The following is a 26,296-nucleotide window of genomic DNA, read 5'->3' as shown; positions in this document are numbered from 1 at the left end:
GGCATATGCCAGGGTCATGATCGAGGGCGCATGGATGGCCGGAACGTGAGGTCAGCGTCGTGCACGGCGCGTGGTCAGGCGATCGCGCCGAGGAACTCGCGCGTACGTTCGTGCTCCGGATCCCCGAAGATCTTCTCGGGCGGCCCGGACTCGATGACCTTGCCCGAGTCGAACATCATCACCTCGTCGGAGATGTCCCGCGCGAAGCTCATCTCGTGCGTGACGCAGAGCATGGTGATGTCGGTCGTACGGGCGATGTCGCGCAGCAGGTCGAGCACCCCGGCGACCAGCTCCGGGTCGAGCGCGGAGGTCACCTCGTCCAGGAGCAGCACCTGCGGGCGCATCGCCAGGGCCCGTGCGATCGCGACCCGCTGCTGCTGCCCGCCGGACAGCCGGGACGGCTTGGCGTCGCGCTTGTCGCCCAGGCCCACCAGGTCGAGCAGCTCGCGCGCCCGCTGCTCGGCCTCGTCGGGGGAGAGCCCGAGCACGCGGACCGGCGCCTCGGTGATGTTGCGCAGCACGCTCATGTTGGGGAACAGGTTGAACTGCTGGAAGACCATCCCGATCTCCTTCCGGGCCTGGCTGCGCTCCTTCTCACCGGCCGGGTACAGCCGGGTCCCGTTGACCTGGATGATGCCCGAGTCCGGCCGCTCCAGGGTCATGAGCAGCCGCAGGATCGTGGTCTTGCCGGAGCCCGAGGGGCCGATCAGGGTGACGTGCTTGCCCTTGCGGGCGGTGAAGCACAGGTCGTCCAGGACGGTGTTGTCGCCGAAGCGCTTGGTGACGTTCTCGAAGCGGATCAGCTCGGTGCCGCTCTGCTTCTTCACGGGCATCTCGATCTGGGTTTCAGCGGACAAGGCGGCGCTCCAGGGCTCGTACGAACAGCGAAGCCGGATAGGCGATGAGGATGAAGGCGACGCCGACGACGGTCAGCGGCTCGGTGTACTGGAAGGTGGCGGCCCCCGCCAGGCGCGACTCCTGGAGCATTTCCAGGACGCTGATCCCGGCGAGCAGCGGGGTGTCCTTCAGCATGGAGATGACGTAATTGCCGAGTGCGGGCGCGATGCGGCGGACGGCCTGCGGCAGGATCACCGCGAGCCAGGTGCGGTGCGCGGGCAGGCTCAGCGCGGTCGCCGCCTCCCACTGCCCCTTGGGCACGGCGTCGATGCCGGCCCGGTAGACCTGTGCGGTGTACGTCGAGTAGTGCAGGCCGATGGCGAGGACGCCGGTGGTCAGGGCGGAGAACTTCACGCCCCACTCCGGCAGCACGAAGAACAGGAAGAACAGCTGCACCAGCAGGGGCGTGGTGCGGATGAACTCCGTGATCAGGCTGACCGGCCAGCGCACGAAGCGGGTCGGCGCCCGGAAGGCCAGCGCCCATACCAGGCCCAGGCTGAAGGAGATGAGGGAGCCGAGCGCCAGGACCTGGAGCGTGGTGAGCACGCCGTCCCAGAAGCGCGGCATGAAGTCCCAGACGGCGGACCAGTCCCAGGTCATCGGAGACCACCTCGCGCTGTCGTGCCGCCGACCTCGGCGGTCCTGTTCTTCCGGCCGGGGGTCCGGGGGCCGTCCCCCGGGGAAAAGCTGTACTTGACCGTCACCCCCAGATTCGCCTTGGTCCGGCGTTCAAGTGCCTTCATTCCGCGGGTGATGCCGAAGGCGAGCACGAAGTAGATGACGAGGGTGATCGTGTAGATCTGCGCGCTGTCCTGCGTCGCGAGCCGCACCAGGTACGCCGCGAACGACACGTCGCCCACCCCGAGCAGAGAGACCAGGGCGGTCCCCTTCAGCAGCTCGACCAGCAGGTTGCAGAACGGCGGGATCATCTCCGGCACCGCCTGCGGCAGCAGCACAAGGCGCATCCGCTGCCAGGGCGTGAAGCTCAGCGCGATGCCGGCCTCGCGCTGGGCGGGCGCCACGGAGTTCAGCGCGCCGCGCACGACTTCCGCGCCGTACGCCCCGTACGAGAGGCCGAGCGCGAGCACCGCAGCCCACATCGGGACCAGCTGCCAGCCCGCGAGCGGCGGCAGCACGAAGAACAGCCAGAACATCAGGACCAGGGCCGAGGTCCCGCGGAAGATCTCCGTGTACGCGGCCGCGAGGAAGCGGACCAGGCGCGAGCGGTGGGTCCGGGCGAGGCCGATGCCGAAGGCGACCGCGGCGGCCAACGCGGCGCTGTACACGGTCAGTTGGACCGTGATCCAGATTCCCGGCAGCACCCAGTGCTGCCACAGCCCCGCCGTCATCGGCACAGCTCCTTGGCGGTGAGGGTGGTCATCTCGGCCTGGGTGAAGCCGAAGGGCCGCAGGATCCGGAACAGCTCGCCGCTCTGCTTCATGCGGTGGATCTCGGTGTTGAAGGCATCGCGCAGGGCGGCGTCGGTGGGGCGGAAGGCGAAGCCGCCGCCGTCGATCTTCTTCTTTCCGCCGACGACGGCCGCGAACGGCTCGGTGGCCTCGGCCTTCGAGCTCTTCTTCACCACTTCCCGCACGGTGAGCGCGGTGCCCGCGAAGACGTCCACGCGGCCGGACTCCACGGCGTTCAGGCCCGCCACCTGGTCCTGGAGGATGACGATGTCCTGCTCGGGGTAGCCGGCGGCGGTGGCGTACTTGATCTCGGCGTAGCCCGTGCCGGTCGCGAACCGGGCCTTGGCGCGGACCACGTCCTCGTACGTGTGCAGCCCCTTCGGATTGCCCTTGCGGACGATGAAGGCGTCCAGCATCTGGTACTCGGGGTCCGCGAAGAGGACCTGTGCGCAGCGGTCCTTGTTGATGTACATCCCGGCCGATACGACGTCGAACTGCTGGGAGTTGAGCCCGGGGATCAGCGAGGAGAAGTCGGTGGCCACGGGCTGTACGCGGTCGATGCCGAGCCGCTTGAAGATCACCTTGGCGAGTTCGGGGGCCTCTCCGGTGAACGCGCCCTGGTCGTTCACGTACCCGTACGGGACTTCGCCCGCGATGCCGAGGCGTACGGTGCCGCGCGACGTGAGGCGGGCGAGGGCGTCGCCCTGGGGCACCCGTGAGCAGGCGGCGGCGCCGGTCAGCGCGACGGTGGCCGCGGCGGTGCCGGTGAGCAGGGTCCGCCGGGGTATGGGGGGTCTCGGTCGTGAGGTAGCTCCAGCCATGGCGGCGCGGCTACCCACCCGCGCGCCCCCCATGCCCCCCAACTTGGCGGCCCCCGGGGACAGAGCCTGTGTCTAGCCCCCGCCCGGGTCCGCGGCGTCTGGCACGCACGCTCGCCGCGTTGCCGAAACGCCCTAGTAGCTCCGCTACGAGGACGCTCCGGCGCCTTGCGATCGCACGCACCAGACGCCGCGGCCTGATCCGGACGGGGGCTAGACACAGGCTCTCAGGCCGGGTGCAGGGCTGTCGCCGTCCGCAGCAGCAGCCCCTCCCCGCCCCGCGCCGCGACCAGCTGCACCCCCACCGGCAGGCCGTCCGCGTCTGTCCCCGCGGGGACCGTCGCCGCCGGCTGGCGGGTCAGGTTGAAGGGGTAGGTGAAGGGGGTCCAGCCCGACCAGCGGTGGAAGGGGGAGCCGGGCGGGACCTCCCGGCCCGCCTCGAACGCGGTGATCGGCAGCGTCGGCGTCACCAGCACGTCGTACGTCAGGTGGAAGCGGGCCATCCGCCGCCCCAGTTCCAGCGCGGCCTTCTGTGCGGCGAGGAGGTCCAGGGCGGAGAGCCCGTCGCCCCGCGCGGCGATCTCCCGCAGACCCGGGTCGAGCCCTTCGCGCTGCGACACCGACATCGGGCGGACCCGGCTGGCCGCCCCCGCCTGCCACAGGGTGTGGAACGTCTCCACCGGGTCCGCGAAGTCCGGGTCCGCCTCCTCCACGTACGCGCCCAGCTCGGCGAGCCGGGTCACCGCGGCCCGGACCGCCGCCGCCACCTCGCGGCGTACCGCCACCTGCCCGCCGAAGGAGGGCGAGTACGCGATGCGCAGGCCCTTCACGCCCGCCGCCGCGTCCTCGGCCAGAGCCGCCGCGTACGAGTGGGCCGGGGGTTCGAGCGCGGTGGGGTCCCGCCAGTCCGCGCCGCTGATGACGTCGAGGAGCAGCGCCGCGTCGGCCGCGTCCCGGGCGATGGGGCCCACGTGCGACAGGGTGCCGAACGAGCTCGCCGGGTACAGCGGCACCCGGCCGTACGTCGGCTTGAGGCCGAAGACCCCGCAGAACGACGCCGGGATGCGGATCGAGCCGCCGCCGTCCGTGCCGATGGACAGCGGTCCCGCGCCGGCCGCCACCGCCGCCGCGCTGCCCCCGCTGGAGCCGCCCGCCGTGCGCGCGGGGTCGTGCGGGTTGCGGGTGATGCCGGTGAGCGGGGAGTCCGTGACGGCCTTCCAGCCGAACTCCGGGGTCGTCGTCTTGCCGATCAGCACCGCGCCGTGTTCGCGCAGCCGCGCCACCGCCGGGGCGTCCTCGCTCCAATTCCCGTCCTCTGACGTCGAGTTGGAGCCGAACCGGGTCGGTCCGCCCGCCTGGAGGACCAGGTCCTTCACCGACACCGGCACCCCGTCGAGCAGCCCGCTCGGCTCCCCGGCCCGCCACCGCTCCTCGGCGGCGCGGGCCTGGGCCAGCGCCGGTTCCGCATCGACCCGTACGAACGCGTTCAGGCGGGGCTGGATCGCTTCGATCCGGGCCAGTACGGCCCGGGTCGCCTCGACCGGCGAGAAGGCGCCCGCCCGGTAACCGGCCAGTAGTTGACGTGCCGTCAGATCGGTGAGTTCGCTCGGCTCAGTCATGAACGATGTCGTACCCATCTTCGCGCCCCGCCACGTGGCGCGCCCGGCACCGGTACCGCCGGGAATAAAACGGAGAGTGCCTCCTGTTCCGGTGACGCGGAAGGGCAATGTGTACGTCGTGAACTGGAGGACCGGAGCCGTGGACGTGGATGCGATTCGAGGGGCGGCGGTCGGTACCGCGCCCGTGCCCCTGTCGGTACTCGACCTGGTCACGGTCGGCAGTGGTTACACCGCGCACCGTGCCCTGAAGACCAGCGTGGAGATCTCGCGCCTCGCCGAGCGGCGCGGCTTCCACCGGCACTGGGTCGCCGAGCACCACTCCATGCCGGGCGTCGCCTCGTCCTCGCCCGCCGTGATCCTCGCCCACCTCGCCGCCCACACCGAGCGCATCCGGCTCGGCTCGGGCGGGGTGATGCTGCCCAACCACGCGCCGCTGGTGATCGCCGAGCAGTTCGGAACCCTGGAGGCGCTGGCCCCGGGCCGCGTCGACCTCGGGCTCGGCCGGGCCCCCGGCACCGACGGCGCGACGGCGGCGGCGCTGCGCCGCACGGACCGGCTCAACGAGGGCGCCGACGACTTTCCGCAGCAGCTGGCCGAGTTGACCCGGTTCCTGGACGACGACTTCCCCGACGGGCATCCGTACGCCCGCATCCACGCGGTGCCGGGGCCGGTGCAGGGCCCGGCCGCCCGGCCGCCGATCTGGCTGCTCGGCTCCTCCGGCTTCAGTGCCCGCCTGGCCGGCACGCTCGGGCTTCCGTTCGCCTTCGCGCACCACTTCTCGGCGGCCAACACCGTCCCCGCCCTCGACCTGTACCGCGACTCGTTCCGCCCGTCCGAGGTGCTGGCCGAGCCCTACGCCCTGATCGGCGTCTCCGCACTGGCCGCCGACGACGAACGCGAGGCGCGCCGCCAGACCCTGACCAACGCCCTCTCGATGGTCCGGCTGCGCACCGGCCGCCCCGGCCTCGTACCGACGCCGGAAGAGGCCGAGGCGCACCAATTCAGCGCCCTGGAGCGGGAGTTCGTGGACAGCTGGCTCGCCAACGTGATCTCCGGGACGGCCGAGGAGGTACGCGCCGGCCTTGACGACCTGCAGAAGCGGACCGGAGCGGACGAACTGATGATCACCGCCAACGCGCATGGGCCGGAGGCCCGTTTGCGCTCGTACGAGCTGATCGCCGACGCGTACGGGTTGCCGAGCCTCGCCTCGTAGGGGGCAGGGCTACCCCCCTGCCGCCTCGCAGGAGGGCGGGGTCAACCCCCGTCGGCTCTGCGGGCCAGGGCCAACCCCCTGTCGGCTCCGTGGGCCAGGGTCAACCCCCCTGCCGACTCGGGGGGGGCAGGGCCAACCCCCTAGGGGCGCGGGGAACTGCGCGACCAGCCCGAGACGGCCCGCAGTCGACCTGACCGGCGCGGCAGCGCTTGGTCCCAACTCGCCCTGGCGCGAGCGGGTTTCGCTCCCGCAGGTTGTGCAGTCGGGTGCGGCCCGTCGGGGGCCGGTCGCGTAGTTCCCCTGCGCCCCTGGCGGGGCTGGGGTTCAACTCGCCTTGGCGTTAGGGGGTTTGGCTTCTGCGAGTTGCGTGGTCGGGTGCGGGCTGCCAGTGGCTGAGCGCGCAGTTCCCCGCGCCCCTGGCGGGGCTTGCGGCGGGGCCCGCTCCAACTACTGCCCCAGCGAGGCGGGTTCCGGTTCCAGCAGGGTGGTGACCACCCCGGTCAGAGCGCTCCGCAGGGTCGGGTCGGTGATCAGGCCCGACGGGTCGACCGCGTCGCGCGGCACCGGGACGTGGACGGCCGCCGCGTCGATGACGCGCGCGCCCGTGTAGCCGAGCACGGTACGCAGCGCGGCATGCGCGCCCGCCGCTCCGGTCGGGGCCACCGAGGCGTTGATCCAGCCGACCGGCTTGTCGGAGATCTCGATACCGCCGACCGTCCAGTCGAGCAGGTTCTTGAAGGAGCCCGGCAGGTCGCCCGCGTACTCCGGGGTGCAGATCAGCAGCGCGTCCGCCTCGGCGATCAGGGTGCGCAGGCGTCCGACCTCGGCGGGCAGCGGGTCCTGGTCGTCGTCCGGGTTGAAGTGCGGGAGCGCGCCCATTCCTTCGTAGGTCACCGTCCTGACGCGGCCGTCCGCCACGTCCGCAATCGTGCGGACAACGGCCGAATTGGTGGAGGCGCCGCGCAGGCTGCCGCTGATCAGGGCGAGGGTGGGGATTCGGGTCATGGCGCCGATGCTACGTCGGTAAAACCTGGGTTACCCGAGAGGACTGGTCCAGCCGTGTCCGCCGCCGCCTGCTGGCCGCACCTAGCCAGTCATGGCCGGGGTCGGGAAGCCCAGAACGCCTCAACTCGGGCCCTGACGAGGGGTTTCCTCATCGAATTGGTCTAGTCCTCAATTTGGTTCAGACCATTGACGTGGCCGGGATTCGATCGCTATCACTTCCCCAACCGCCCCTTCGCGCACCCCCCGCGCCCAGCCCCCGGAGGTCGTCTTGCACCCCCGCAGACCCCTTGTTGCCGCCCTGAGCACCGCCGTGCTCGCCGCCGGCGCCCTGGCCGCCTTCGCGGGCCTCGGCACCGCGTCGGCGGCGACCACCCAGAGCGCCGCCGCACCGTCCACGGGCGGCGTGAAGATCGCGTACTACGACCAGTGGAGCGTGTACGGGAACGCCTTCTACCCCAAGCACCTCGACACCCGGGGCATCGCGGGCAAACTGGACGTCCTCAACTACTCGTTCGGCAACATCGACCCCACCAACCTCACCTGTTTCGAGGCGAACAAGGCGGCGGGCGACGACAACAACCCCAACGCCGGTGACGGGGCCGGCGATTCGTTCGCGGACTACCAGAAGTCGTTCTCGGCCGCCGACAGCGTCAGCGGCACCGCCGACACCTGGAACCAGCCGATCGTCGGCGTCTTCAACCAGTTCAAGCAGCTCAAGGCGAAGTACCCCAAGCTGAAGATCAACATCTCGATCGGCGGCTGGACGTACTCCAAGTACTTCCACGACGCGGCGCTCACCGACGCCAGCCGCAAGAAGTTCGTCTCGTCCTGCATCAACCAGTACATCGCCGGAAACCTGCCGGCCGGCGGCGGGTACGGCGGCGACGGCACGGCCGCCGGGATCTTCGACGGCGTCGACATCGACTGGGAGTACCCGGGCTCGCCCGACGGCCACCTCGGCAACCACTACGGCCCCGAGGACAAGGCCAACTACACCGCGCTGCTCGCCGAGTTCCGCTCGCAGCTCGATGCGTACGGGGCCGCGCACGGCGGAAAGCACTACCTCCTGACGGCGGCGCTCCCGGCAGGGCAGGACAAGATCAAGAACATCGAGACCGACAAGATCGGCCCGTACCTCGACTACGCCAACATCATGACGTACGACATGCACGGCGCCTGGAACGCGACCGGCCCGACATACCACCAGTCCCCGCTCGTCTCGCCCGCGGGCGACCCCACCGACGTGATCAAGCCCGGCACCCAGAAGTACTCGGTCTCCAACGCGATCGACTCCTGGATCGACGGCAACGCCGCCTACGGCATCGCGGGCGGCTTCCCGGCCAACAAGATCACGCTCGGGTACGAGTTCTACTACCGTGGCTGGAAGGGCGTCCCCGCGACCAGCAACGGCCTCGCCCAGACCGCGACCGGTCCCTCGGGCGCCCGGCCCACCAGCCAGGTCGCCGGTACCGCGCTCTACAAGGAGCTCGGCGGCATCGTCGACAACCCGGCGACGACGTTCTGGGACCCGGACGCGAAGGCCTCGTACTTCTACAAGGACGGCGAGTTCTTCACCGGCCTCGACAAGCAGTCCGTCCAGGCCCGCGCGGACTACGCGCACCAGCGGGGCCTGGCCGGCGCGATGATGTACAGCCTGCTCGGCCTGGACGACAACACCACGCTGCTCAACTACATCGTGGACGCGGTCGGTTCGTCCCCCTCCTCCTCCCCGGACCCGACGCCGACCGCGACGAACTCCCCGTCGCCGACCCCGACGGCCACCGGCACCCCGACCCCGTCGCCCACCGCGCCCGGCGGCTGCACAGCGACGGCGTGGGACAAGGCGGCCGCGTACGTCGGCGGTACGCAGGTCTCGTACGGCGGCCACAACTGGAAGGCCAAGTGGTGGACGCAGGGCGAGCAGCCCGGCACCACCGGCGACTGGGGCGTCTGGCAGGACCTCGGCGCCTGCTGACCTCTGCGCCGATCGCGCGGACGGCCGCCCCTTGTCACGCGGGGGCGGCCGTTCCCGTACCCGGGTCTCACACGTTCTGCGGGCTCAGCGTGATCATCTGGGCGATCCGGTCCGGCGGGACCGCGCGGGAGTAGAGCCAGCCCTGGCCGGTGTCGCAGCCGATCCGGCCGAGCCGGGCGGCCTGTTCGGCGGTCTCCACGCACTCGGCGGTGACGGTGAGGCCGAGCCGGTGGGCGAGCTGTACCAGCGCCTCCACGATCGTCTCGTCGGCCGGATTGGGGTGGGCGCCGCCCTCGTCGTACTGGAAGCCGCGCACGAACGACCCGTCCAGCTTGAGGACGGAGACGGGCAGCCGGCTCAGGTAGGCGAGGTTGGAGTAGCCGGTGCCGAAGTCGTCGATCGCGATGCGCACGCCCATGTCGGACAGCGCCTGGAGGGCCTGCAGCGGCCGGCCGGCCGAGCCCATCACCGCCGACTCGGTCAGCTCCAACTGGAGCAGCTGGGGCGGGAGTTGGGTCTCCGCGAGGATCTCCGCGACATCCGCCACCAGATCGGAGTCCCAGACCTGGCGCACCGCCACGTTCACGCTGACGAAGACCGGCGGCACGTCCGGGTGCTCGATCTGCCAGCGGCGGGCCTGCCGGCACGCGGTGCGCAGCACCCAGCGGCCGAGCTGGACGACCGAGCCGTCTTCTTCAGCAATTCCGATGAACCGATTCGGCGGAAGTGTCCCGAACTGCGGGTGATTCCAGCGCACCAGCGCCTCCACCCCGTGCACCACCCCGTCGGCCATCCCCACGAGCGGCTGGTACTCCAGGGTGAACTCGCCTCGGTCCACGGCGGGGCGCAGCGAGGAGGACAGCGCCTGCCGGGTCATCCGGTGGGCGTTGCGCTCCGGGTCGAAGAGCGTCCAGCGGGCCTTGCCGTCGGCCTTCGCCCAGTACAGCGTGGTGTCGGCGGCCTGCATCAGACCGGTCGCCGTGGTGCCGGCGCTGGCTCGCTCCACCACCCCGATCGACGCCGACACCGAGAGCCGCTGGCCCGCCAGGTCGAACGGCTGCTGAAGCGCGTCCAGTACGGCACGGGCCAGCTCGGCGAGCTGCTCGGTACCCGTGGAGTCCTCGACCAGGACGGCGAATTCGTCGCCGCCGAGGCGCGCCACCAGATGCCCGCCGCTGCGCGCGTACCCGGACTGGTCGGCGCACTCGGTGAGCCGGGCCGCGACCGCGCTGAGCAGCCGGTCGCCGACCCGGTGGCCGAGCGTGTCGTTGACCGCCTTGAACCCGTCGAGGTCGAGGTAGCAGATCCCGATCCGGCCGGTGCCGCCGTGGCCGTACGCCGAGGTCTCCAGTGCGGTGTTCAGCCGCTCGAAGAACAGCGTGCGGTTGGGCAGCCGGGTCACCGGGTCGTGCATCTGGAGGTGGCGCAGCCGGGCCTGGAGCTCGCGGCGGTCGCTGATGTCCGCGATCGAGAGCAGTACGCCGGAGCCGCCGGGCACGGGGGCGACGGTGACCTCGGCCCAGAGCGAGTGCCCGTCGGGGTGTTTGAGGCGGCGGGTGCAGCGGAACCGGGTGCGGGCGCCGCGCAGCACTTCGTGGTAGGCGTGCCAGGTGCGGTTGTCGGCGGCCAGATCGACGAGGTCGGCGGCGTCCCGCTGGTGCAGGGCCGCCGGGTCGGTGCCGAGGAGGTCGGCGAGCGCCGGGTTGGCGGCGACGACGGTGCCCTCGCGGTCGACCAGCGCCATCGCGAGGTGGGCGGCGTTGAACGCGGCCCGGTAGTCCCGCAGTTCGGCGGCGTCGCGCCCGGCGGCGTACCGCTCGCCGCACTCGGCCTGCTGGGCCCGGCGTTCGGCGAGCAGTTCGGCGGCCCGCTCGGCGAGGGAGCCGGTGCGCTCCTTGCCGGGGGAGCCCGGGGCGAGCCCGGCCTGTTCCGGGGGGCGCTCCGGCGGGGGGTCTCCGGCGCGTTCCTCAGGGCGCTCGGCCAGGGCGCCCGCGACCCGGTCCGTGTGACGCTCTGTGACGGGCGGCCGGACGGTCCCGGGCGCTGGACCCGGTCCTTCGGAGGTTCCGCTCACCGCTCGCTCCCGCAGTGCAATCGAGTTGTGCAGAGGTAGTACGGAGGTGGCCGGGGTCTTCGGCCGGGGTGGACGACAGCCGCTCCAAGGCTGAAACCACGCAGGAAAGTGTGCCGATCATAGAGGCTGGCGCGAGGCGCGATCCAGCTCCGCCGTCGTGATCAAGAGCACCCGGGGTCTCCTGCCGATCGTTGGCCGATCGTTTCTGCGCGGGTGTGGCCGGGCTCGGGCCCTGGGTGATCGGTCGTGACTTTCTGTAAGTCGCCGGGGTGTCGGGCCCCTCACTCATCTGGGGCAGGTGAACAGGGCGTATTTGGATAAACCTGCACAAAGTGGGTGGGATGTCCCGCATTCCGCTCCCGGAGGTCGACGTGCAGCGTCAGCAGACACTCGGGGGAGTGGAGCGTGTCCGGCTGCGCAGTGCCGCGGCGGCGCTCACCTCCCTCCTGGCGCTCGCCGCCATCTCGCTGGTGTCGGGTCCCGCCGTGGCGTCCGAGTCGGCGGTGCCGTGCGCCCTGCCGCGGACCTCCGCCCACCACTCGCTCGGCGTCGACAGCTGGAACTCCTCCTACCCGCGCCCGGTCCGCACCCTCAACGCCGTGATGATCTTCCTGTCCTTCCCGGACTCCCGCCCGAGCACCGATCCGAAGGACCTGGCCGCCGACTACTTCCCCGCCACCAGCCGCTTCTTCGACCAGGCCTCGTACGGGAAGTTCCGGCTGAACGCGGAGCCGCAGCAGCGCTGGGTGCGCATGCCGGCCGCGTCGACCTCGTACCGCATAGAGCGCGACTGGGACCCCGGCCAGCGCACCCGCTACCTCCGGGACGCGATCCGCGCGGCCGATCCGACGACGGACTTCTCGAAGTACGACATCGTCTATCTCGTCGCCGACCCGGACGCGCCCGGCGTCGACTCGGACGCCACGAAGGTCGTCAACTTCGACCGGCCGGTGCGCGCGGACGGGCGCGACATCAAGCGGGTGGTGACGGTCTTCGAGCACCATCCGCCGGACCGCAACGTGCTCGCCCACGAGACCGGGCACGTCTTCGACCTCCCCGACCTCTACCACCGGCCGCAGGACGGGAAGCCGGGCGACTGGGACACGTACGTCGGCGACTGGGACGTGATGGGCAGCCAGTTCGGCACGGCGCCGGACCTGTTCGGCTGGCAGAAGTGGAAGCTGGGCTGGCTGGACCGGCAGGAGGTCGTCTGCGTGACGGGCGACGGGACCAGCCGGATCACCCTGGAACCGCTGTCCGCCTCCCCCGCGAAGGCGGGCGCCGCGGGCAAGCGCCTCGCGGTGATGCGTACCGGCGAGGACCGCGCGATCGCGATCGAGGTACGGGTCTCCGCGGGCCTCGACCGCGCGAGCTGCAAGGAGGGCGTCCTGGTCTACCGGGTCCGCAGCGCGTCCGCTTCGGGCGGCGGCCCGATCCAGGTGCTCGACGCGCACCCGGATTCCGAGGCGTGCTGGGAGAAGTCGGTGTACCCGCCGCTCGCGGACGCGCCGGTGGAGCTGGGAGAAACGTTCACTGTGCCCGGCGAGGGCATCAAGATCGAGGCCGAGGGGCGGACGAAGTCGGGCGCCTGGACGATCAAGATCTCGCACTGACGGGCTGGACGACCGGCGAACCCCGCCCTGGCTTGTTGTGGAATACGAAGAAGCCCCCCGCTTTCGCGAGGGGCTTCTTCCGTCTGTGCGCCGCCAGGGACTCGAACCCCGGACCCGCTGATTAAGAGTCAGCTGCTCTAACCAACTGAGCTAGCGGCGCCTGCTGACGTCGTAGACAGTAGCACCCTGATCGGCGGGAGGAAAAATCGATTTCCGGGAGGCGTCCGAGGGCTCGTTCTTGGCCGCCCGGACGCAGGCCCAGAGCAGTACGTCGGGCCCCGGGAGCCAGGGGCGGCGGGTGTCGGGGGCGACCAGCCAGCGGGCCGCGCCGGGGGTCTCGCGCTCCGGGCGGACCAGGGCGGGGACGGTGACCGCGTCGCCGGCGCCGTGGCAGAGCAGGGGCGGGACCGGGACGTCGGCGCCGCGCCACTCCTCCCACTCCAGGAGCGAGGGCAGGCGCTGCGCGGTGCCCGGGGCGGCGAACAGGAGCATCCGGCCGCGGTGCACGGCGACCGGGCCCGAGCCGGGGCCCTCGGACCAGAGGCGGTCGAGGATGCGGCGGCCGAAGATCGACGGGACGTTGACGACGTCGAAGACCGAGCCGCAGGGCAGCACGCCGGGCGCGGTCGGCCGCGCCTCCCACAGGGCGAGCGTGCTGCGCGGGTGGCGCACCGCGGACGACAGCCAGGCGGCGCCCTCGGCCGAGACCTCGCCGACCTGATGGCGCCCCTCGTCACGCAGGACCCGGAAGATGTCGAACGCGTCGGCGCCCCCGCCCGCGCCCCCGCAGTGCCGTGCCGCGCGGGCGCCCTCGCTCGCCTTCTGCCAAACGCTGCTGCTGCTCATGGCTCTACGTCTACCGGTGGCCACGTTCCGTTTCGCCGTCTTGGCGGAAACCCGGACAGGGCGGGCGGGGAGGGCGTATCTTGCCCTCCGGTATATGCCGGGGGCGCGTGGCACGGCGTCGTGCGCTGGTTGGTGCGGGTCTGCCGCTGGTTGGTGGGGTCCGCCGTCGGTCAGTGCGGGTCCGCGCCGCGCAGGAGATCGCGGCCGAACTCGATCATCTTCTTCGCGTAGTCCTCGGTCCACTCGGCCCGGGCGGCCACGTCGGCGGGGGTCAGGCGGTCGAAGCGGCGGGGGTCGGCGAGCTGGGCGGCCGCGACCGCCTGGAACTCGACCGCCCGGTCCGCCGCGGCCTGGAAGGCGAGGGCGAGCTCGGTGGCGCGGGAGAGCAGCGCGCCGGGATCCTCGATGGACTCCAGGTCGAAGAAGTGCTCCGGGTCGGCGGTGGCCTCGGAAGGCTCGAAGAGAAGCGGTGCGGGCCTCAGCCGCTGCCTCTTCTCCTCATTCCGCTCGTGCTCCGGCATATCTGTCCTCCCAGCACATCACGCTCACGGTCCGGACACCCGGGCCACCGTCCATTCTCCCCGCCCCGCGCAAGGGGGCCGCAGCCCGCGTTCTCCGCCAGCCACCTCCTGCGGATGCAGACCGCGTGCTGAACCGCGATCCTGGAGTGGTCCGGAAATCTTGGCGAGGAGGTCAACGATGTCCGTCATGGACAAGCTCAAGCAGATGCTCAAGGGACACGAGGAGCAGGCCGGAAAAGGGATCGACAAGGCCGGTGACTTCGTGGACGAGAAGACCCAGGGCAAGTACAGCGGCCAGGTCGACACCGCCCAGGACAAGCTCAAGGATCAGTTGGGGCAGGACCGCGGGATGGGGGACGACTAGCCAGAGCCGTAACGCACGGAGTCCGAGCGGCCGGATGGCGTAACGGCCGGTAGGGCACCCGGTGTTCCGCCGAGTGGGCGGCACCGGGGGTGGTCAGGGGCCGCGGCGGCGGTCAAGGACGCCAGAGCACCCGGTGTTCCGCCAGGTGGGACAGGACCGCGTGGTTCGCCTCCCAGCCGTCCGGGAACTTCACGGTCACGCCCAGCTGGACCGGGTCCGTCGACGGGTGGTCGTCCAGGAGGTCGGTGACGCCCGCGCGGCAGACCACGATGCACGCGTGCCGATGGCGCGAGGCGAGGACGCAGAGGCGGCCCGTCTCCAGGTGGAAGGCGGTCGCGTCCGGGCGGCCGGAGAGCGGGTGCAGGACGACCGTCACGTCGAACTCCCTTCCCTGGAGCCGGTTCGCGGTGTCGACGGCGACCCCGCTCACGCCCAGTTCCGCGAGTGCCGCCCGGACCGCGGCGGCCTGGTCGCGGTGCGCGGTGCCGACCGCGATCCGGGCGGCGGTGAGCGGCACCGGTTCCGGTGAGCGCTCGCTGGTCGCGGCGCCACCCCGGTCCAGGAGACGGCGTACGACCCCGGCGACCGCGCGGACCGCCTCCGGGTCGGTGCGCGGGGTGTGCCGGGCGGGCAGTTCGAGCAGGGCCCAGCCCGACTCGGCGGCCTCGTCGAGCGCGCGGTCCGGCGCCGAGCCGTCGCCCGGGACACCGAAGGCGAGCCGCCGGTCGCCGTGGCCGGTGCCGCTGCGGAACGGGGTGAACGGATAGAACGCGTCCGACACGAGCGGCGCGGCCGATGCCGGAAGCCGCCACGAGACCGGCAGGCGGTGCTGGGGCAGCTCCGGGTTGTGCGCGAGCAGCGTCGAGACCGCGCTCGCCGACGGGTCGTACGACAGCCCCGCCCACTGCTCGGCGTCCGCGATCGCGAACGGGTCGAGCTGGCCCGGGTCGCCCACGAACAGCGCCCGCTCGAAGAGCCCGGCGACGGCGAGCAGCGCGTCGGACCGCATCTGGTACGCCTCGTCCACGATCGCGTGCCGCCACGGCTCGACGTCCTTCACATGCGCCCATTTCGCGGCCGTCGAGATCACCACATCCAGACCCGCCAGATCGCCCGCCTTGGACGACTTCCGTACGGTGTCGAGGTCGTCGAGCGCCTTGTCGTACGGGTCCGCGTCGCTGCTGTGCAGGCGGCCGAGCGGCAGGTCGGGGGCCTGCTCGGCGAGGCGTACCACCAGGTCGTCCACCTGGGAGTTGGTCTGGGCGACCACCATCAACGGGCGCCCCGCAGCGGCCAGTTCGAGCGCGGCCCGCACCACGAGGGTGGACTTGCCCGCGCCGGGCGGCGAGTCCACGACGACGCCGCGGGCCGAGCCGTGCAGCGTGTCGGCGAGGATCGCGTCGGTGGCCTCGGCCGCGGCCGCGCCCGGGTCGAAGGCGGTCACAGGATGTCCTCGGGGGTGAGCGGATCGGGCTGTTCGGCGGCGCCGCCCGGCGGGCCGCCATGGGTCCACGGCGTGGCCTCCGGGTCGGGCAGCTTCGGGGCGCCGCGCTGCTCGTGCTCGAACAGCGTCCAGCACAGCCGGTCGCCCTTCTCGGGGACGGAACCGGGCGCCGGGTCCTTGCTCCGGCCCATCTTGTCAAGGAGGCGCAGGACCAGCACGCCCTCGGACTCGTACGTCACGAACTCGGCCTTCTGCGGCTTGCCGTCCAGGGTGCGGAAGACCTTCGCGTCCTTGGCGAGGTGCGGCGCGTCGTCGGTGCGCAGGGTGACGAGCGGGCGCGGGCTCGGGCGCTTGGACTGCGACCACGCCTGAACGACCTCGACCACCTCGCCCGCGAAGGCCTCGCCCGCCAGCCTGCGGCCCGCCATCACCAGCGGATCGTCCAGCGCCTCGCCCGCCTCAAGCTCGGCCTGCGCGCGTTCGCGCCGCAGCAGCTTGGTGGCGGCGGTCACCGCGTCGTCGCGGCGCGGCTGCGGCGGCTCGCCCGCGGTGATCCGGTCCCGGTGGCCGGTGAACGACCAGCGGTCACTGGTCCAGCGCGCCGCCGCCCGCTCACCCTCGGGGAGCTCCCGCAGCAGGTCGAGGGCGCGCCACACCGCCGACCAGGTGGGCATCAGCTGCGCCGCGAGCAGGCGGCGGATCTCCCGCTCCGCGGCGGTCAGTTGACCCAGCCACTCGTCGGCCGCCAGTCCGTCCTCGGCCGCGTGGAGCGCCTGGCGGGCCCGGTCGTAGCGCTCCACGGCGGGGGCGAGCAGGCGGTTGTCGAACGCCGGGTCGGTGGCCGGACCGGCCGGCGGGCACAACAGCTGGCCGTCCGCGCCCCGGCTCAGCTCGGCCCGGAGCGCGGCCTGCGCCCCGGATTCACCGGCGGGCGGGTCGATCCAGGCGAGCAGCGCGCCCAGGTGCTGGTCCTCCAGGCTGGACTGGCCGGTCGCCCAGTGCCGGTTGAGGAGATCGGTGGCGGCAAGCAGCAGCGCGGCCCCCGGGGTGCGGGCGCGCTCGCCGTAGTGCGTGAACCAGCGGCCGAGCAGCGGGATGCGGGGCGGCGCTGGATAGGGCGCGTCCGGGTCCTGCTCGGCGGTGCGGCGGAACCGCATCGAGCGGCCGAGGAGCCGTACGAAGTCGATGCCCGCCCGGCCGGGGACGATCAACTGCGGTGCGTCCGCGCAGAGTTCGGCCTCGACCTTCGTCTTCTTGCCCGTCTCCGGATCGGCCTGGCTGCGCTCGACCAGCTCGATGGCGCCCGCGTACGCGTCCAGATACGGCAGTACGGCGTCGGCCAGGTCGGCCAGGAAGGTGAAGCGCAGGTCGCGGTCGCGGGGCTGGGGCACCACCAGGAGCGTCGGGGCCGCGCGGTCGGTGCCCACCAGCGCGCCGAGCGGGGCGCCCGCCTCGCCCGCCGTGGTGAGCGGCACGAAGACCAGGGGGCGGTCGCTCAGGTGGCGGTGGCGGACGGTGGTCAGCGGCTGGGCGCGGCCGGACTCGACGGCTTCCAGGCGGGCCAGCGTGGAGATCAGCGACACCGGGCGCCCTCCCCGGTGGCGTACCGGGTGCGGACGGACTCGCTCGGCACGGGCGCGCTCGGGACGGACCCGGCCAGGGCGGACCCGGCCGGAACGGACTCGCTCAGGACCGGCATGCGAACGCCTCCGTGCGCAGGGCCGCCGCGCGGCGCACCGCGGCCACTGTCGGATCGTCGGGGTCGCCCGAGGCGCCGCGGGCCGCCGACAGGACCTCGCCGATCGTCGTCAGACCGCCGAGCTCGCCGCGCAGACTCCGGCCGAGCGCCGTCACCTCGCCCTCGGCCCGGGCCCGGTCGCGGCAGTGGAAGGCCAGCTCGCAGGCGGCCAGGCAGTCCGGCGCGTACACCGCGGGAACCGCCTCGACCGCGGCCGCCAGGGACTCGCCGGACTGGCCGTCGAGGTCGAAGGTGGTGCCCGGCGGAAGGGCGTCCGCGAGGTCCTCGATCCGGGCAAGGCGGGTCAACTGGCGCCGGGTGACCGACAGTTGTCTGCGTACGTCGATCACCGAGGCGGTCGGCAGATTGGAGAAGTCCTTGGGGCAGACCAGCAGCACCGAGTGGTGGACCGAGGCCCCTTCGGTGACGGCGGCGACCCGTTCGAGGGCCAGGACGTAGACGGCCGACTGGCGGGCGGCCGCGCCCACCTTCGACGGGTCGGCCGTCGCGTCGATCATGGGGAAGGACTTGATCTCGACGACCGTCCAGCGGCCGTCGGGGTGCACCACCACCGCGTCCGGCTCCAGGTAGGCGGGGGAGCCCGCCACCTCCAGGGCCAGCATCGGATGGTCGAGGAAGGCCCAGCCGCCGGCCGCCGTCGCCTCCCGCAGGGCGAGCGCGGTGCGGGCGGCCCGGCCCTCGGGACCGGCCGCCGCGAGATCGGGGGCGAGCACGTCGCGCGGCGGCTCGGCGCCCGCGCCCGTCCGCTCGTGCAGCAGGCGCAGCAGCTCGGTGCCGCCGTCGCCCTTCACCTTCGCCTCGAAGGCGTTGCCCCGCATGAACGCGAACTGGGACTGGCCGAACGCCGCCGACGGCGAGCCGATCGCCTCGGCGAGCGCGCCCTTGTCCACTCCGGCGCCATCGAGCAGGGCGCGTCTGCGGCAGCCCGGGTTCGCGGCCAGCGCCGCGAGTGCGCGGGCGTCCAGCGGGCGGGCCGGGACGGCCGGGCCGCGCAGCTCAGCGAGCCGGCGACGGAGTGTTGTCGTCGGCGTCCGCGGGGGTGGCGGAGGGGGCCCGCTGTCCAGGGATGCGCTCACCCGGGGAAGTCTCGCATCCACCACTGACAATCGGGGCGCCCGTGGCGGAAGCGGCGGGCGCGAAGCGGGTCCGCACGCGCTCCGCCAGCCGCATCAGGGGCTTCGAGAGCAGCAGGCCCAGACCCATCACGGCGACGCCCGCGAGCGCGTCGAGCAGGTAGTGGTTGGCCGTGCCCATCACCACGAAGGTGATGACCAGCGGGTAGGCGACGGCGGCGATCCTGGCTATTCGGCTGCCGCCGAACCGCCACAGCATCACTCCGCACCACAGCGCCCACCCCACATGCAGGCTGGGCATCGCGGCGAACTGGTTGGTCATCCCGCCCAGACCGCGCGGCGCGCTCGCCTGCCCGCCCCACCAGCCGTACGAGCTGTACTGGGCCATCGTGTCGGTGAAGCCGTGCACCGCGGCGAGCAGCCGGGGCGGGCAGGTCGGCAGGAAGGTGAAGCCGATCAGACCGAGCAGCGTGGAGGTCATCAGCCAGCTGCGGGCCGCCCGGTACTGCCCGGGGCGGCGGCGGAACAGCCAGATCAGGACGGCCGGGGTGACGAGGTAGTGCAGCGAGCCGTAGATGAAGTCGGCGGGTATGCCGATCGCCGGGGTGCGCGTGAAGAGCCGGTTGAGCGGCTGCTCCAGGTTGATGTGGAGCGTCTGCTCCAGGTGCAGGATGGCCAGGCCGTGGTCGACGGCCCCCGCCTCGTTACCGCGTACGATCAGCCGTCCGAGGGAGTAGACCGCGTACACGAGGGCGACGAGCGGGAGTTCGGTCCACCAGCGCGGTCGCGTGGCTTGCTGCGGCGGCTGCATCCGGAAGGTTCCCCCAACTGGTCCTCGGACTGCCCTCAGGGGGCCTCTGGGTCTTTGACGTGCGTTCAACCGTACGGTGTAAGTGATCGCGTTCACGCAGCACCCCGGCGTTCGGGTCAGACGCTGAGATCAGGCTCTAGGTTGCCTCAAGCGGTACGCGATGATGGTCACCGAACATTTCGTACGCGATCGGGAGAGAACACCCATGGCAGCCGCCGCACCGCGCATTCTGCTGGCCCGGCACGGGCAGACCCAGTGGTCGCTCGTGGGCAAGCACACCGGCCGGACCGACATCCCGCTGCTCGACGAGGGCCGGCGCGGCGCGAAGCTGCTCGGCGAGCGGCTGCACCGGGCACCCTGGGACGGGCTGCCCGGCGTCGAGGTCCGCACCAGCCCGCTCGTGCGGGCCGCCGAGACGTGCGAGCTCGCCGGGTTCGGCGACCGGGCCGAGCCGTGGGACGCGCTGATGGAGTACGACTACGGCGGCTACGAGGGCATGACTCCGGCCGAGATCCAGGCCGTCCGGCCCGGCTGGTTCATCTGGCGCGACGGGGTGCCGGACGGGGAGACCCTCGCGCAGGTCTCGGCGCGGGCGGACGAGGTCGTCGCGTGGGCGCGGTCCGCCGGACGCGACGTACTGGTCTTCGCGCACGGGCACATCCTGCGGTCCATCGCCGCGCGCTGGCTGGGCGAGGACATCTCCTTCGCCGCCCGCATCCGGCTTGACCCGACGTCGCTGTCGGTCCTCGGCTGGGCGTACGGCGACCCGGCGCTGGAGCGGTGGAACGACACGGGGCACTTGGAGACGCCCGGGGTCTGACGCCCGCGCCGGGTCAGACCGCCACCGCCGCCCGCCGTTCCAGGAAGCCCGCCACCTCCGGGCAGGCGCGGTGCGGGGTCAGGGTGCGGGAGGTGTCGGCGAGCATGGCCTGGATGCGGGACGACTGGACCTGGTTCAGGAGGTCCAGGACCTGGTGTCCGACGGCGGCGGACTCGGCGGGGGCGCCCGCGCGCGCCAGGTCGTCGGCGAGCTCGGCCCGGTACAGCGCCAGGTTCCGCGCGAAGTGGGGGTCCTGCACGGCGGCCGCGCGGTGGGCGTGCCGGGCCGCCCGCGACCACTCGCCCAGCGCCGACCAGCACTGCGCCTGGAGCATCTCCAGCTCGGCCTCCACGAAGAAGCTCATCCACTCCGGATCGGCCTCCGTGGCACCCCGCGCGAACTGGGAGTGGGCCCGCGCCAGCGACTCCTCGCACGCCGAGCGGTCACCGAGCCCGGCCCAGCCGCCGGCCTCGCGCAGCGCGAGCAGGGACAGCAGCCGGGGCGAGGCCAGCCGGCGGGCCGCGCGCTCGCCCGCCTGCGCGGCCCGCATCGCCTCGCGCGGCCGGCCCATGTCCCGGGCCAGGAACGACATGTTGCAGAACGCGTGCGCCTCAAGCCCCGGATCGCCCGCGAGCCGGGCCGTGGCGAGCGCCTCCGCGTAGTGCGAGCGCGCCTCCTCGAAGCGGCCCGAGTCGTGCGCCAACCAGCCGACGGAGATGGCGAGTTCACCCGCGCCCGTGTGCAGCCGCTCATGCGTGGAGCGCCGGGCCGCGCCCGCGTCGAGCAGGGCGTACGCGGTCCGCAGGGGCTGCGCGGCCCGCTGGTAGAGCCCGTCCGCGCCGTGCCGGTCGTCAAGCAGCCTGATCCTGCGCACCGCCTCCTCGACGGCGCTCACCTCGGCCTCGCCGACGTGCCGGGCGGGATGCACGGGTGCCGGGCCGAGACCCAGCGAGACGGTTGCCACCGTGGCGGTGGAACCGGTCATGAATGCGCGACGCAGCACGTCGCTCTCCTCGTGGTTCTGGTGGTTCTGGTGGTCGGACGGTTGGTGGTGCGGATGGCCGGGCCAGGGCAGGAGGTGGAACGGGGGCGCGCCCGCAACGACGCGCGCGCCGCGGCCCCGTACCGTCTCCCGTGCCGAGAACCCCAGGTCGGCCAGGGTCAGACCCGGGAACATGTGCCGGAAGACCCTTTCGTACGCGTAGTTGGGGCAGCGGATCTCGCCGTTCTCCACGCGTCCGATGTAGCGGGCGTCGCAGGCGACCTGCTCGCCGATCTCGCGGGCGGCCCGGCGGACCGCGGCCGCGAACTCGCCCGGCGAGCGCCCGCCCCTCAACTGCCGGAACGCCGTGTTGGGTTCCCGCGCGAGGGGGGGCCGTTCCTGCGGGGCTTCCGCGTTCGCCCGGGGGTCTGCCTGGGGATCAGTTGACGGCGCCATGGCTCGACAGCTCTCTCTGGCGGGGTGATGCGGAGCAAGAACGTACCTGCTGTGTCGGTGTGTTCACACTCCGTTTGCCTACAAACCGGATATCTCATCCCCGATCCGCCATGAAATGCCATCCTTTGCGGCGGCGTGCCGCCGTTCCCCTTGACGCGTAGGGGCGTTGAACCATGCGGAGAGCGCCAGACACCGCAGAGACGCGGAGGGCTTGCCTTGTTGGAGGACTGCGTGGACACCGACATCGACATCACTGGCTCCAGTACGCAGACGACGACCGCCCGGCATCCGCACGCCCCGCAGGCCAGCGCCCCGCCGGCCCGCCCGCGCGGCGCCGAGGAACCCTGCGATCTGGTGACCGTGCCGGCCCGGCAGGGCCTGGAGGCCGTCGACATCATCCGGCGGGGCGCCGCCCCGGCTGCCGTCGGCCCGGTCCTGCACGACGGGACCTGCGACACCCTCGGCTTCCTGGTGCCGCCGGGCACCGCCGCGGCCTGGGACGTGCCGGGCAGCGCCTGTACGGAGACCGACGGCCGCGGTCTGCGCATCGCGGACCTGCCCGTCGTGCCCCCCGTCACAGGATCGGGCTGGCTGCTCCCGCCGGACACCACCGAGGTCACCGACCCGGGCCTGCTCCGTGAAGCCCTCGGCGAGGCGGCCCGGATGATCGAGGCCGCGGACGGCATTCGCGAGGCCGAGGTGCGCTGAGGGTGTCGGCTCCCAGGGCGCGGGAAGGCGGTGCCTCCCGGCGCGGTCGATAATGGCCGGATGGCGAAAAGCAGCAGGCGGCGCGGGCCCGAGCCGGTGGTCGAGCCCGTGGACGGCGGTCTCGCGGAACTCATACCCGACCGGGACCGGACCGGCGGGTGGACGCTGCTGCTCGACGGCGCGCCCCAGTCCCACGTCGACCTCGACGCCCCGCAGCGGCTGACCTTCGAGTACCAGCGGCGCCTCGGCCACGTCATCGACCTCGCCGCACCGCCCGGCCAGGCCCTGAACGTCCTGCACCTCGGCGGCGGCGCCTTCACGCTGGCCCGCTACATCGCGGCCACCCGCCCCCGCTCCACCCAGCAGATAGTCGAGCTCGACGCCGCGCTCGTCCAGCTCGTACGCCGGGAACTGCCGCTCGACCCGGGGGCCCGGATCAGGGTCCGCGCCGGTGACGCCCGCGCCGGGCTGGCGAAGCTTCCGGACGGCTGGGCCGACCTGATCATCGCCGATGTGTTCAGCGGGGCGCGCACCCCGGCCCATCTGACCAGCACCGAGTTCCTCGCGGACGTACGAAGGGTGCTGAAGCCGGGCGGGACGTACGCCGCGAACCTCGCCGACGGGCCGCCGCTCGCGCATCTGCGGGGCCAGATCGCGACCGCCGCCGGGATCTTCCCCGAACTGGCGCTCGCCGCCGATCCGACGGTGCTGCGCGGCAAGCGGTTCGGGAACGCGGTCCTGGTCGGCTCGGCCGTGCCGCTGCCGGTCGCCGAGCTGACCCGGCGGATCGCGGGCGACCCGCACCCCGGCCGCGTCCAGCACGGGCGGGAGCTCGCCGACTTCACGGGCGGCGCGACGGCGGTGAGCGACGCCAGCGCGAAGCCGTCACCGGCGCCACCGGCCTCGGCCTTCCGGTGAGCCGCCCGGTCGGAGCCGGTGTGCCGGGCGTCGGGGACCCGGGCGGGGTTCAGACCCGGGCCCTCAGGTGTTGTTGATCTCCACCATGGGCGGGTGGCCGTTCCAGGTGCAGAAGACCGAGACGGTCTCGCTGCCGCGCGTGAAGGTGACCCGGATCCACTCGGTCTGGATCCAGCGCTCCATCTGCCAGCCCGAGCCGGGCGTCGCCGAGACCAGTTGGGCCGAGGTGTCGCCCAGGTCGAAGACCACCCGGCCGCCCGAGACGTTGTAGCCCTGCACGCTGCCGGAATTGGCCGGGCCCGAAGAGGCGGGCGGTGTGGGCGACTTGGCGCCGGACGAGGGCGAGCGGCTGCCCGACGGCTTCGCGTCCCCGGGCCCCTTCGACGGCTTCGGCGCGGTGGAGGCCGACGGTGCGGGCGAGGTCTCCTGGGGCCGCTGCGTCGACGACGACAGGGGCTGGTTGCTCTGCGCGATGTGCGCGCCGCCGCTGATCGGCAGGGCGCGGGGCGGGTCGTACACGGTCCCCGCCAGCACCGTGTGGACGCCCCACCAGGAGAGCGTGACCGCCGCGCCCGTGGCGAGCGACCACGCCAGACCGTGTACGAGTCCTCTGTGCATCCGGGCCATACTGCACCACGCGCCCCAGCCGTGTCCCGTCCCGGCCGCCCGCACTCCCACGGGGGACCCGGATCCTCCGGATGGCGTACGGTGCGGGCCATGGCAAGTGTGCTCGTGGTCGAGGACGACCAGTTTGTTCGTTCCGCCCTCATCCGCCACCTCACCGAGGCCTCCCACACCGTACGGAGCGTCGGCACGGCACTGGAGGCGCTGCGCGAAGTGGCCCATTTCCGTTTCGACGTGGTCATCCTGGACCTCGGACTGCCCGATCTGGACGGGTCCGAGGCGCTGAAGATGCTGCGCGGCATCACCGACGTACCGGTGATCATCGCGACCGCGCGGGACGACGAGACGGAGATCGTCCGGCTGCTCAACGACGGCGCGGACGACTACCTCACCAAGCCGTTCTCGGTGGAGCACCTCTCCGCGCGGATGGCCGCCGTGCTGCGCCGGGCGCGCGCCACGGCCGGGGCCGAGCCGCCGTCCCGGGTGCTCCAGGTCGGCGGGCTCCGCGTCGACCCGCTGCGGCGGCAGGCCGAGCTCGACGGCGTACAACTCGACCTGACCCGGCGCGAGTTCGACCTGCTCGCCTTCCTCGCCGGGCGGCCCGGGGTGGTGGTGCCCCGCAAGGAGCTGCTCGCCGAGGTGTGGCAGCAGTCGTACGGCGACGACCAGACCATTGATGTGCATCTGTCCTGGTTGCGGCGGAAGTTGGGGGAGACCGCGGCCCGGCCCCGCTATCTGCACACCCTGCGGGGCGTGGGCGTGAAGCTGGAGCCCCCGAGGTGAGGTGGGCACTGGTCAAGGTGTGCCTCGCGGTCACGGTGATGGTGGTGGTCGCCTTCGCGGTGCCGCTCGGCATGGTCATCAAGGAGATGGCCCGCGACCGGGCGTTCTCCAACGCCGAGCGGCAGGCCGCGGCGATCGGGCCCACGCTGTCCATCACCACCGACCGCGACGCCCTGGAACGGGCCGTCGCCTCCACCCAGTCCGGCGCCGAGGGCCGGATGGCCGTGCACGTCCCGGCGGACCCGGCGGTCACCGGCAGCGCGGCGGTGGAGATCGGCACGCGGCGGGCCGCGGAGAAGGACCTCGACGCCACCCGGAAGATCATCAAGGCGTCCAGCACGGATGTGCCGGGCGGCTCCGCGCTGCTCCAGCCGACCGCGCTGAGCTCCGGCCAGATCGCGATCGTCGAGGTCTTCGTGCCGGAGGCCGAGGTCACCAACGGGGTGACGACGGCCTGGCTGGTGCTCGCCGGCGTCGGCATCGGCCTGATCATCGGGTCCGTGGCCGTCGCCGACCGGCTCGGGGTGCGCATGGTCCGGCCGGCCCAGCGGCTCGCGGGCGCGGCGCAGGATCTCGGCGAGGGCCGGCTCGGGGCGCGGGTCCCGGAGGAGGGGCCGACGGAACTGCGCTCGGCGGCCGTCGCCTTCAACTCGATGGCCGACCAGGTGGTCCAACTCCTCGCCAACGAAAGGGAGTTGGCGGCCGACCTCTCGCACCGGCTGCGTACGCCGCTGACCGTCCTTCGGCTGAACGCGGCCTCGCTCGGGGACGGGCCCGCGGCCGAGCAGACCCGGGCCGCGGTCGAGCAGTTGGAGCGCGAGGTCGACACCATCATCCGCACCGCGCGGGACGCCAAGCCGCAGACGCAGCCGGCCGGGCCCGGGGTGGGCTGCGACGCCTGCGAGGTCATCCTCGACCGGATGGCGTTCTGGTCGGCGCTCGCCGAGGACGAGGGGCGCGAGGTGCGGCTCGCGGGCGTGGACCGGCCGGTACGCATCCCGGTGGCCCGGCCCGACCTCGTGGCCGTACTCGACGCGCTGCTCGGCAATGTGTTCCGGCACACTCCGGAGGGCACCGCCTTCTCGGTGGACGTCCACAACGGGGAGGATGCGGTGATCGTGCTGGTCTCCGACGCGGGCCCCGGCATCGACGACCCGCGGGCGGCGATGGCGCGGGGCAACAGCGGGGGCCGTCCCGGTTCTACGGGGCTCGGGCTCGACATCGTCCGCCGGGTCGCCGAGTCGACGGGTGGCGACGTCCGCATCGGCCACTCCGTCCTCGGCGGCACGGAGGTCCGCCTGTGGATCGGGCTCGGCCGCACCCCGCCCACCCGGCGAGGCCACCGACTCCGAGCCCGCGCCCGCCGCGCCTCCACCGCCTGAGCCCGCAAGGGGCGCGGGGAACTGCGCGACCAGCCTCCCCCAAGCTCTCAACTTCGTTCGAGCAGGGGGGACCCCCATCGGCCCGCAGCCGAACCACACCCCCCGGAGGGTCTGGGGAAGGGGCGGGCAGGGGGAAAATCACCGGCTTAACCGCCCCCCATCCCACCCTTAAGCCCGCCCTA

Annotated in this window: 24 protein-coding genes and 1 tRNA gene; 9 read left to right on the top strand and 16 right to left on the bottom strand. The window is 72.7% G+C overall.

The window, feature by feature from the left end:
- Positions 1–74: 74 nt before the first annotated feature.
- The 5 genes from ACIBK6_RS02500 to ACIBK6_RS02480 all read right to left on the bottom strand — a co-directional run bounded on the left by ACIBK6_RS02500 (position 75) and on the right by ACIBK6_RS02480 (position 4,743).
- Positions 75–833 carry an amino acid ABC transporter ATP-binding protein gene (locus ACIBK6_RS02500; protein WP_399048455.1) on the bottom strand — a complete coding sequence of 253 codons (759 nt, stop codon included), beginning with the start codon at positions 831–833 and terminating at the stop codon, positions 75–77.
- Between the two features lie 13 nt (positions 834–846).
- A complete protein-coding gene (ehuD, locus tag ACIBK6_RS02495; RefSeq protein WP_399048067.1) occupies positions 847–1,497 on the bottom strand; it encodes an ectoine/hydroxyectoine ABC transporter permease subunit EhuD in 651 nt (216 codons plus the stop codon).
- Positions 1,494–2,246, bottom strand: a complete 753-nt coding sequence (ehuC, locus tag ACIBK6_RS02490) for an ectoine/hydroxyectoine ABC transporter permease subunit EhuC (RefSeq protein WP_399048066.1) — start codon at positions 2,244–2,246, stop codon at positions 1,494–1,496. The genes ehuD and ehuC overlap by 4 nt, the downstream gene beginning before the upstream one ends.
- Positions 2,243–3,127, bottom strand: coding sequence for an ectoine/hydroxyectoine ABC transporter substrate-binding protein EhuB (gene ehuB / locus ACIBK6_RS02485; protein WP_399048065.1), 885 nt, complete (start codon positions 3,125–3,127; stop codon positions 2,243–2,245). The genes ehuC and ehuB overlap by 4 nt, the downstream gene beginning before the upstream one ends.
- 224 nt (positions 3,128–3,351) lie before the next feature.
- A complete protein-coding gene (locus ACIBK6_RS02480; RefSeq protein ID WP_399048063.1) occupies positions 3,352–4,743 on the bottom strand; it encodes an amidase in 1,392 nt (463 codons plus the stop codon).
- A gap of 118 nt (positions 4,744–4,861) precedes the next feature.
- Here ACIBK6_RS02480 and ACIBK6_RS02475 point away from each other — a divergent pair, with 118 nt between their 5' ends.
- The gene (locus ACIBK6_RS02475; protein ID WP_399048061.1) at positions 4,862–5,956 is read left to right on the top strand and encodes an LLM class flavin-dependent oxidoreductase; all 1,095 of its coding nucleotides are present in this window, start codon (positions 4,862–4,864) and stop codon (positions 5,954–5,956) included.
- 447 nt (positions 5,957–6,403) lie between these two features.
- Here ACIBK6_RS02475 and ACIBK6_RS02470 read toward each other — a convergent pair whose 3' ends face one another.
- A complete protein-coding gene (locus ACIBK6_RS02470) occupies positions 6,404–6,961 on the bottom strand; it encodes an NADPH-dependent FMN reductase (protein ID WP_399048059.1) in 558 nt (185 codons plus the stop codon).
- Between the two features lie 268 nt (positions 6,962–7,229).
- Between ACIBK6_RS02470 and ACIBK6_RS02465 the strand changes: the two genes are divergently transcribed.
- Positions 7,230–8,936: a glycosyl hydrolase family 18 protein gene (locus ACIBK6_RS02465; protein WP_399048057.1), complete on the top strand. Its 1,707-nt coding sequence runs from the start codon at positions 7,230–7,232 to the stop codon at positions 8,934–8,936.
- 67 nt (positions 8,937–9,003) lie between these two features.
- On the opposite strand, the gene ACIBK6_RS02460 is transcribed toward ACIBK6_RS02465, so the two are convergent.
- Positions 9,004–11,010, bottom strand: a complete 2,007-nt coding sequence (locus ACIBK6_RS02460; protein WP_399048056.1) for a putative bifunctional diguanylate cyclase/phosphodiesterase — start codon at positions 11,008–11,010, stop codon at positions 9,004–9,006.
- 341 nt (positions 11,011–11,351) lie between these two features.
- Here ACIBK6_RS02460 and ACIBK6_RS02455 point away from each other — a divergent pair, with 341 nt between their 5' ends.
- The gene (locus ACIBK6_RS02455) at positions 11,352–12,623 is read left to right on the top strand and encodes a M6 family metalloprotease domain-containing protein (protein WP_399048054.1); all 1,272 of its coding nucleotides are present in this window, start codon (positions 11,352–11,354) and stop codon (positions 12,621–12,623) included.
- Between the two features lie 86 nt (positions 12,624–12,709).
- Here the strand turns inward: ACIBK6_RS02455 and ACIBK6_RS02450 are convergent.
- The 3 genes from ACIBK6_RS02450 to ACIBK6_RS02440 form a co-directional block, all read right to left on the bottom strand.
- A tRNA-Lys gene (locus ACIBK6_RS02450) sits at positions 12,710–12,783 on the bottom strand.
- Positions 12,774–13,469: a bifunctional DNA primase/polymerase gene (locus tag ACIBK6_RS02445; RefSeq protein WP_399048051.1), complete on the bottom strand. Its 696-nt coding sequence runs from the start codon at positions 13,467–13,469 to the stop codon at positions 12,774–12,776. Before ACIBK6_RS02445 ends, ACIBK6_RS02450 begins: the two co-directional genes overlap by 10 nt.
- Before the next feature lie 170 nt (positions 13,470–13,639).
- Positions 13,640–13,990, bottom strand: coding sequence for a hypothetical protein (locus ACIBK6_RS02440; RefSeq protein WP_399048050.1), 351 nt, complete (start codon positions 13,988–13,990; stop codon positions 13,640–13,642).
- 178 nt (positions 13,991–14,168) lie between these two features.
- Between ACIBK6_RS02440 and ACIBK6_RS02435 the strand changes: the two genes are divergently transcribed.
- Positions 14,169–14,354 (top strand): antitoxin, encoded by a 186-nt coding sequence (locus ACIBK6_RS02435; protein ID WP_399048048.1) that lies wholly within the window; start codon positions 14,169–14,171, stop codon positions 14,352–14,354.
- A gap of 112 nt (positions 14,355–14,466) precedes the next feature.
- On the opposite strand, the gene ACIBK6_RS02430 is transcribed toward ACIBK6_RS02435, so the two are convergent.
- The 4 genes from ACIBK6_RS02430 to ACIBK6_RS02415 all read right to left on the bottom strand — a co-directional run bounded on the left by ACIBK6_RS02430 (position 14,467) and on the right by ACIBK6_RS02415 (position 19,441).
- Positions 14,467–15,798: an AAA domain-containing protein gene (locus ACIBK6_RS02430; RefSeq protein ID WP_399048047.1), complete on the bottom strand. Its 1,332-nt coding sequence runs from the start codon at positions 15,796–15,798 to the stop codon at positions 14,467–14,469.
- Complete coding sequence (locus tag ACIBK6_RS02425; protein WP_399048045.1) at positions 15,795–17,381, bottom strand: hypothetical protein; 1,587 nt, start codon at positions 17,379–17,381, stop codon at positions 15,795–15,797. The genes ACIBK6_RS02430 and ACIBK6_RS02425 overlap by 4 nt, the downstream gene beginning before the upstream one ends.
- Positions 17,382–17,484: 103 nt before the next feature.
- A complete protein-coding gene (locus ACIBK6_RS02420; RefSeq protein ID WP_399048044.1) occupies positions 17,485–18,633 on the bottom strand; it encodes a hypothetical protein in 1,149 nt (382 codons plus the stop codon).
- A complete protein-coding gene (locus ACIBK6_RS02415) occupies positions 18,554–19,441 on the bottom strand; it encodes a phosphatase PAP2 family protein (protein ID WP_399048042.1) in 888 nt (295 codons plus the stop codon). The genes ACIBK6_RS02420 and ACIBK6_RS02415 overlap by 80 nt, the downstream gene beginning before the upstream one ends.
- 205 nt (positions 19,442–19,646) lie before the next feature.
- Between ACIBK6_RS02415 and ACIBK6_RS02410 the strand changes: the two genes are divergently transcribed.
- Positions 19,647–20,261, top strand: a complete 615-nt coding sequence (locus ACIBK6_RS02410; RefSeq protein ID WP_399048040.1) for a histidine phosphatase family protein — start codon at positions 19,647–19,649, stop codon at positions 20,259–20,261.
- 13 nt (positions 20,262–20,274) lie between these two features.
- Here ACIBK6_RS02410 and ACIBK6_RS02405 read toward each other — a convergent pair whose 3' ends face one another.
- A complete protein-coding gene (locus ACIBK6_RS02405) occupies positions 20,275–21,699 on the bottom strand; it encodes a tetratricopeptide repeat protein (protein ID WP_399048039.1) in 1,425 nt (474 codons plus the stop codon).
- A 231-nt stretch (positions 21,700–21,930) separates the two neighbouring features.
- Between ACIBK6_RS02405 and ACIBK6_RS02400 the strand changes: the two genes are divergently transcribed.
- Both ACIBK6_RS02400 and ACIBK6_RS02395 read left to right on the top strand, forming a co-directional pair.
- Positions 21,931–22,407 (top strand): hypothetical protein, encoded by a 477-nt coding sequence (locus tag ACIBK6_RS02400; protein ID WP_399048037.1) that lies wholly within the window; start codon positions 21,931–21,933, stop codon positions 22,405–22,407.
- Positions 22,408–22,467: 60 nt separating this feature from the next.
- Positions 22,468–23,325, top strand: a complete 858-nt coding sequence (locus ACIBK6_RS02395) for a spermidine synthase (RefSeq protein ID WP_399048036.1) — start codon at positions 22,468–22,470, stop codon at positions 23,323–23,325.
- Between the two features lie 63 nt (positions 23,326–23,388).
- On the opposite strand, the gene ACIBK6_RS02390 is transcribed toward ACIBK6_RS02395, so the two are convergent.
- Positions 23,389–23,943 (bottom strand): hypothetical protein, encoded by a 555-nt coding sequence (locus ACIBK6_RS02390; RefSeq protein ID WP_399048034.1) that lies wholly within the window; start codon positions 23,941–23,943, stop codon positions 23,389–23,391.
- Positions 23,944–24,042: 99 nt separating this feature from the next.
- On the opposite strand from ACIBK6_RS02390, the gene ACIBK6_RS02385 reads away from it, so the two are divergent.
- Together ACIBK6_RS02385 and ACIBK6_RS02380 are read left to right on the top strand one after the other, a co-directional pair.
- Entirely contained in the window at positions 24,043–24,732 is a 690-nt protein-coding gene (locus ACIBK6_RS02385; RefSeq protein ID WP_399048033.1) for a response regulator transcription factor, read from the top strand.
- A complete protein-coding gene (locus ACIBK6_RS02380; RefSeq protein WP_399048032.1) occupies positions 24,729–26,114 on the top strand; it encodes a sensor histidine kinase in 1,386 nt (461 codons plus the stop codon). The genes ACIBK6_RS02385 and ACIBK6_RS02380 overlap by 4 nt, the downstream gene beginning before the upstream one ends.
- The last annotated feature ends 182 nt before the right edge of the window (positions 26,115–26,296 follow it).

Origin of the sequence: Streptomyces sp. NPDC050485 (assembly GCF_044458185.1) — a bacterium.
Classification (GTDB): domain Bacteria; phylum Actinomycetota; class Actinomycetes; order Streptomycetales; family Streptomycetaceae; genus Streptomyces.
Note: the sequence above shows the minus strand (reverse complement) of the source record. Positions and strands in the feature narration are given on the sequence as shown.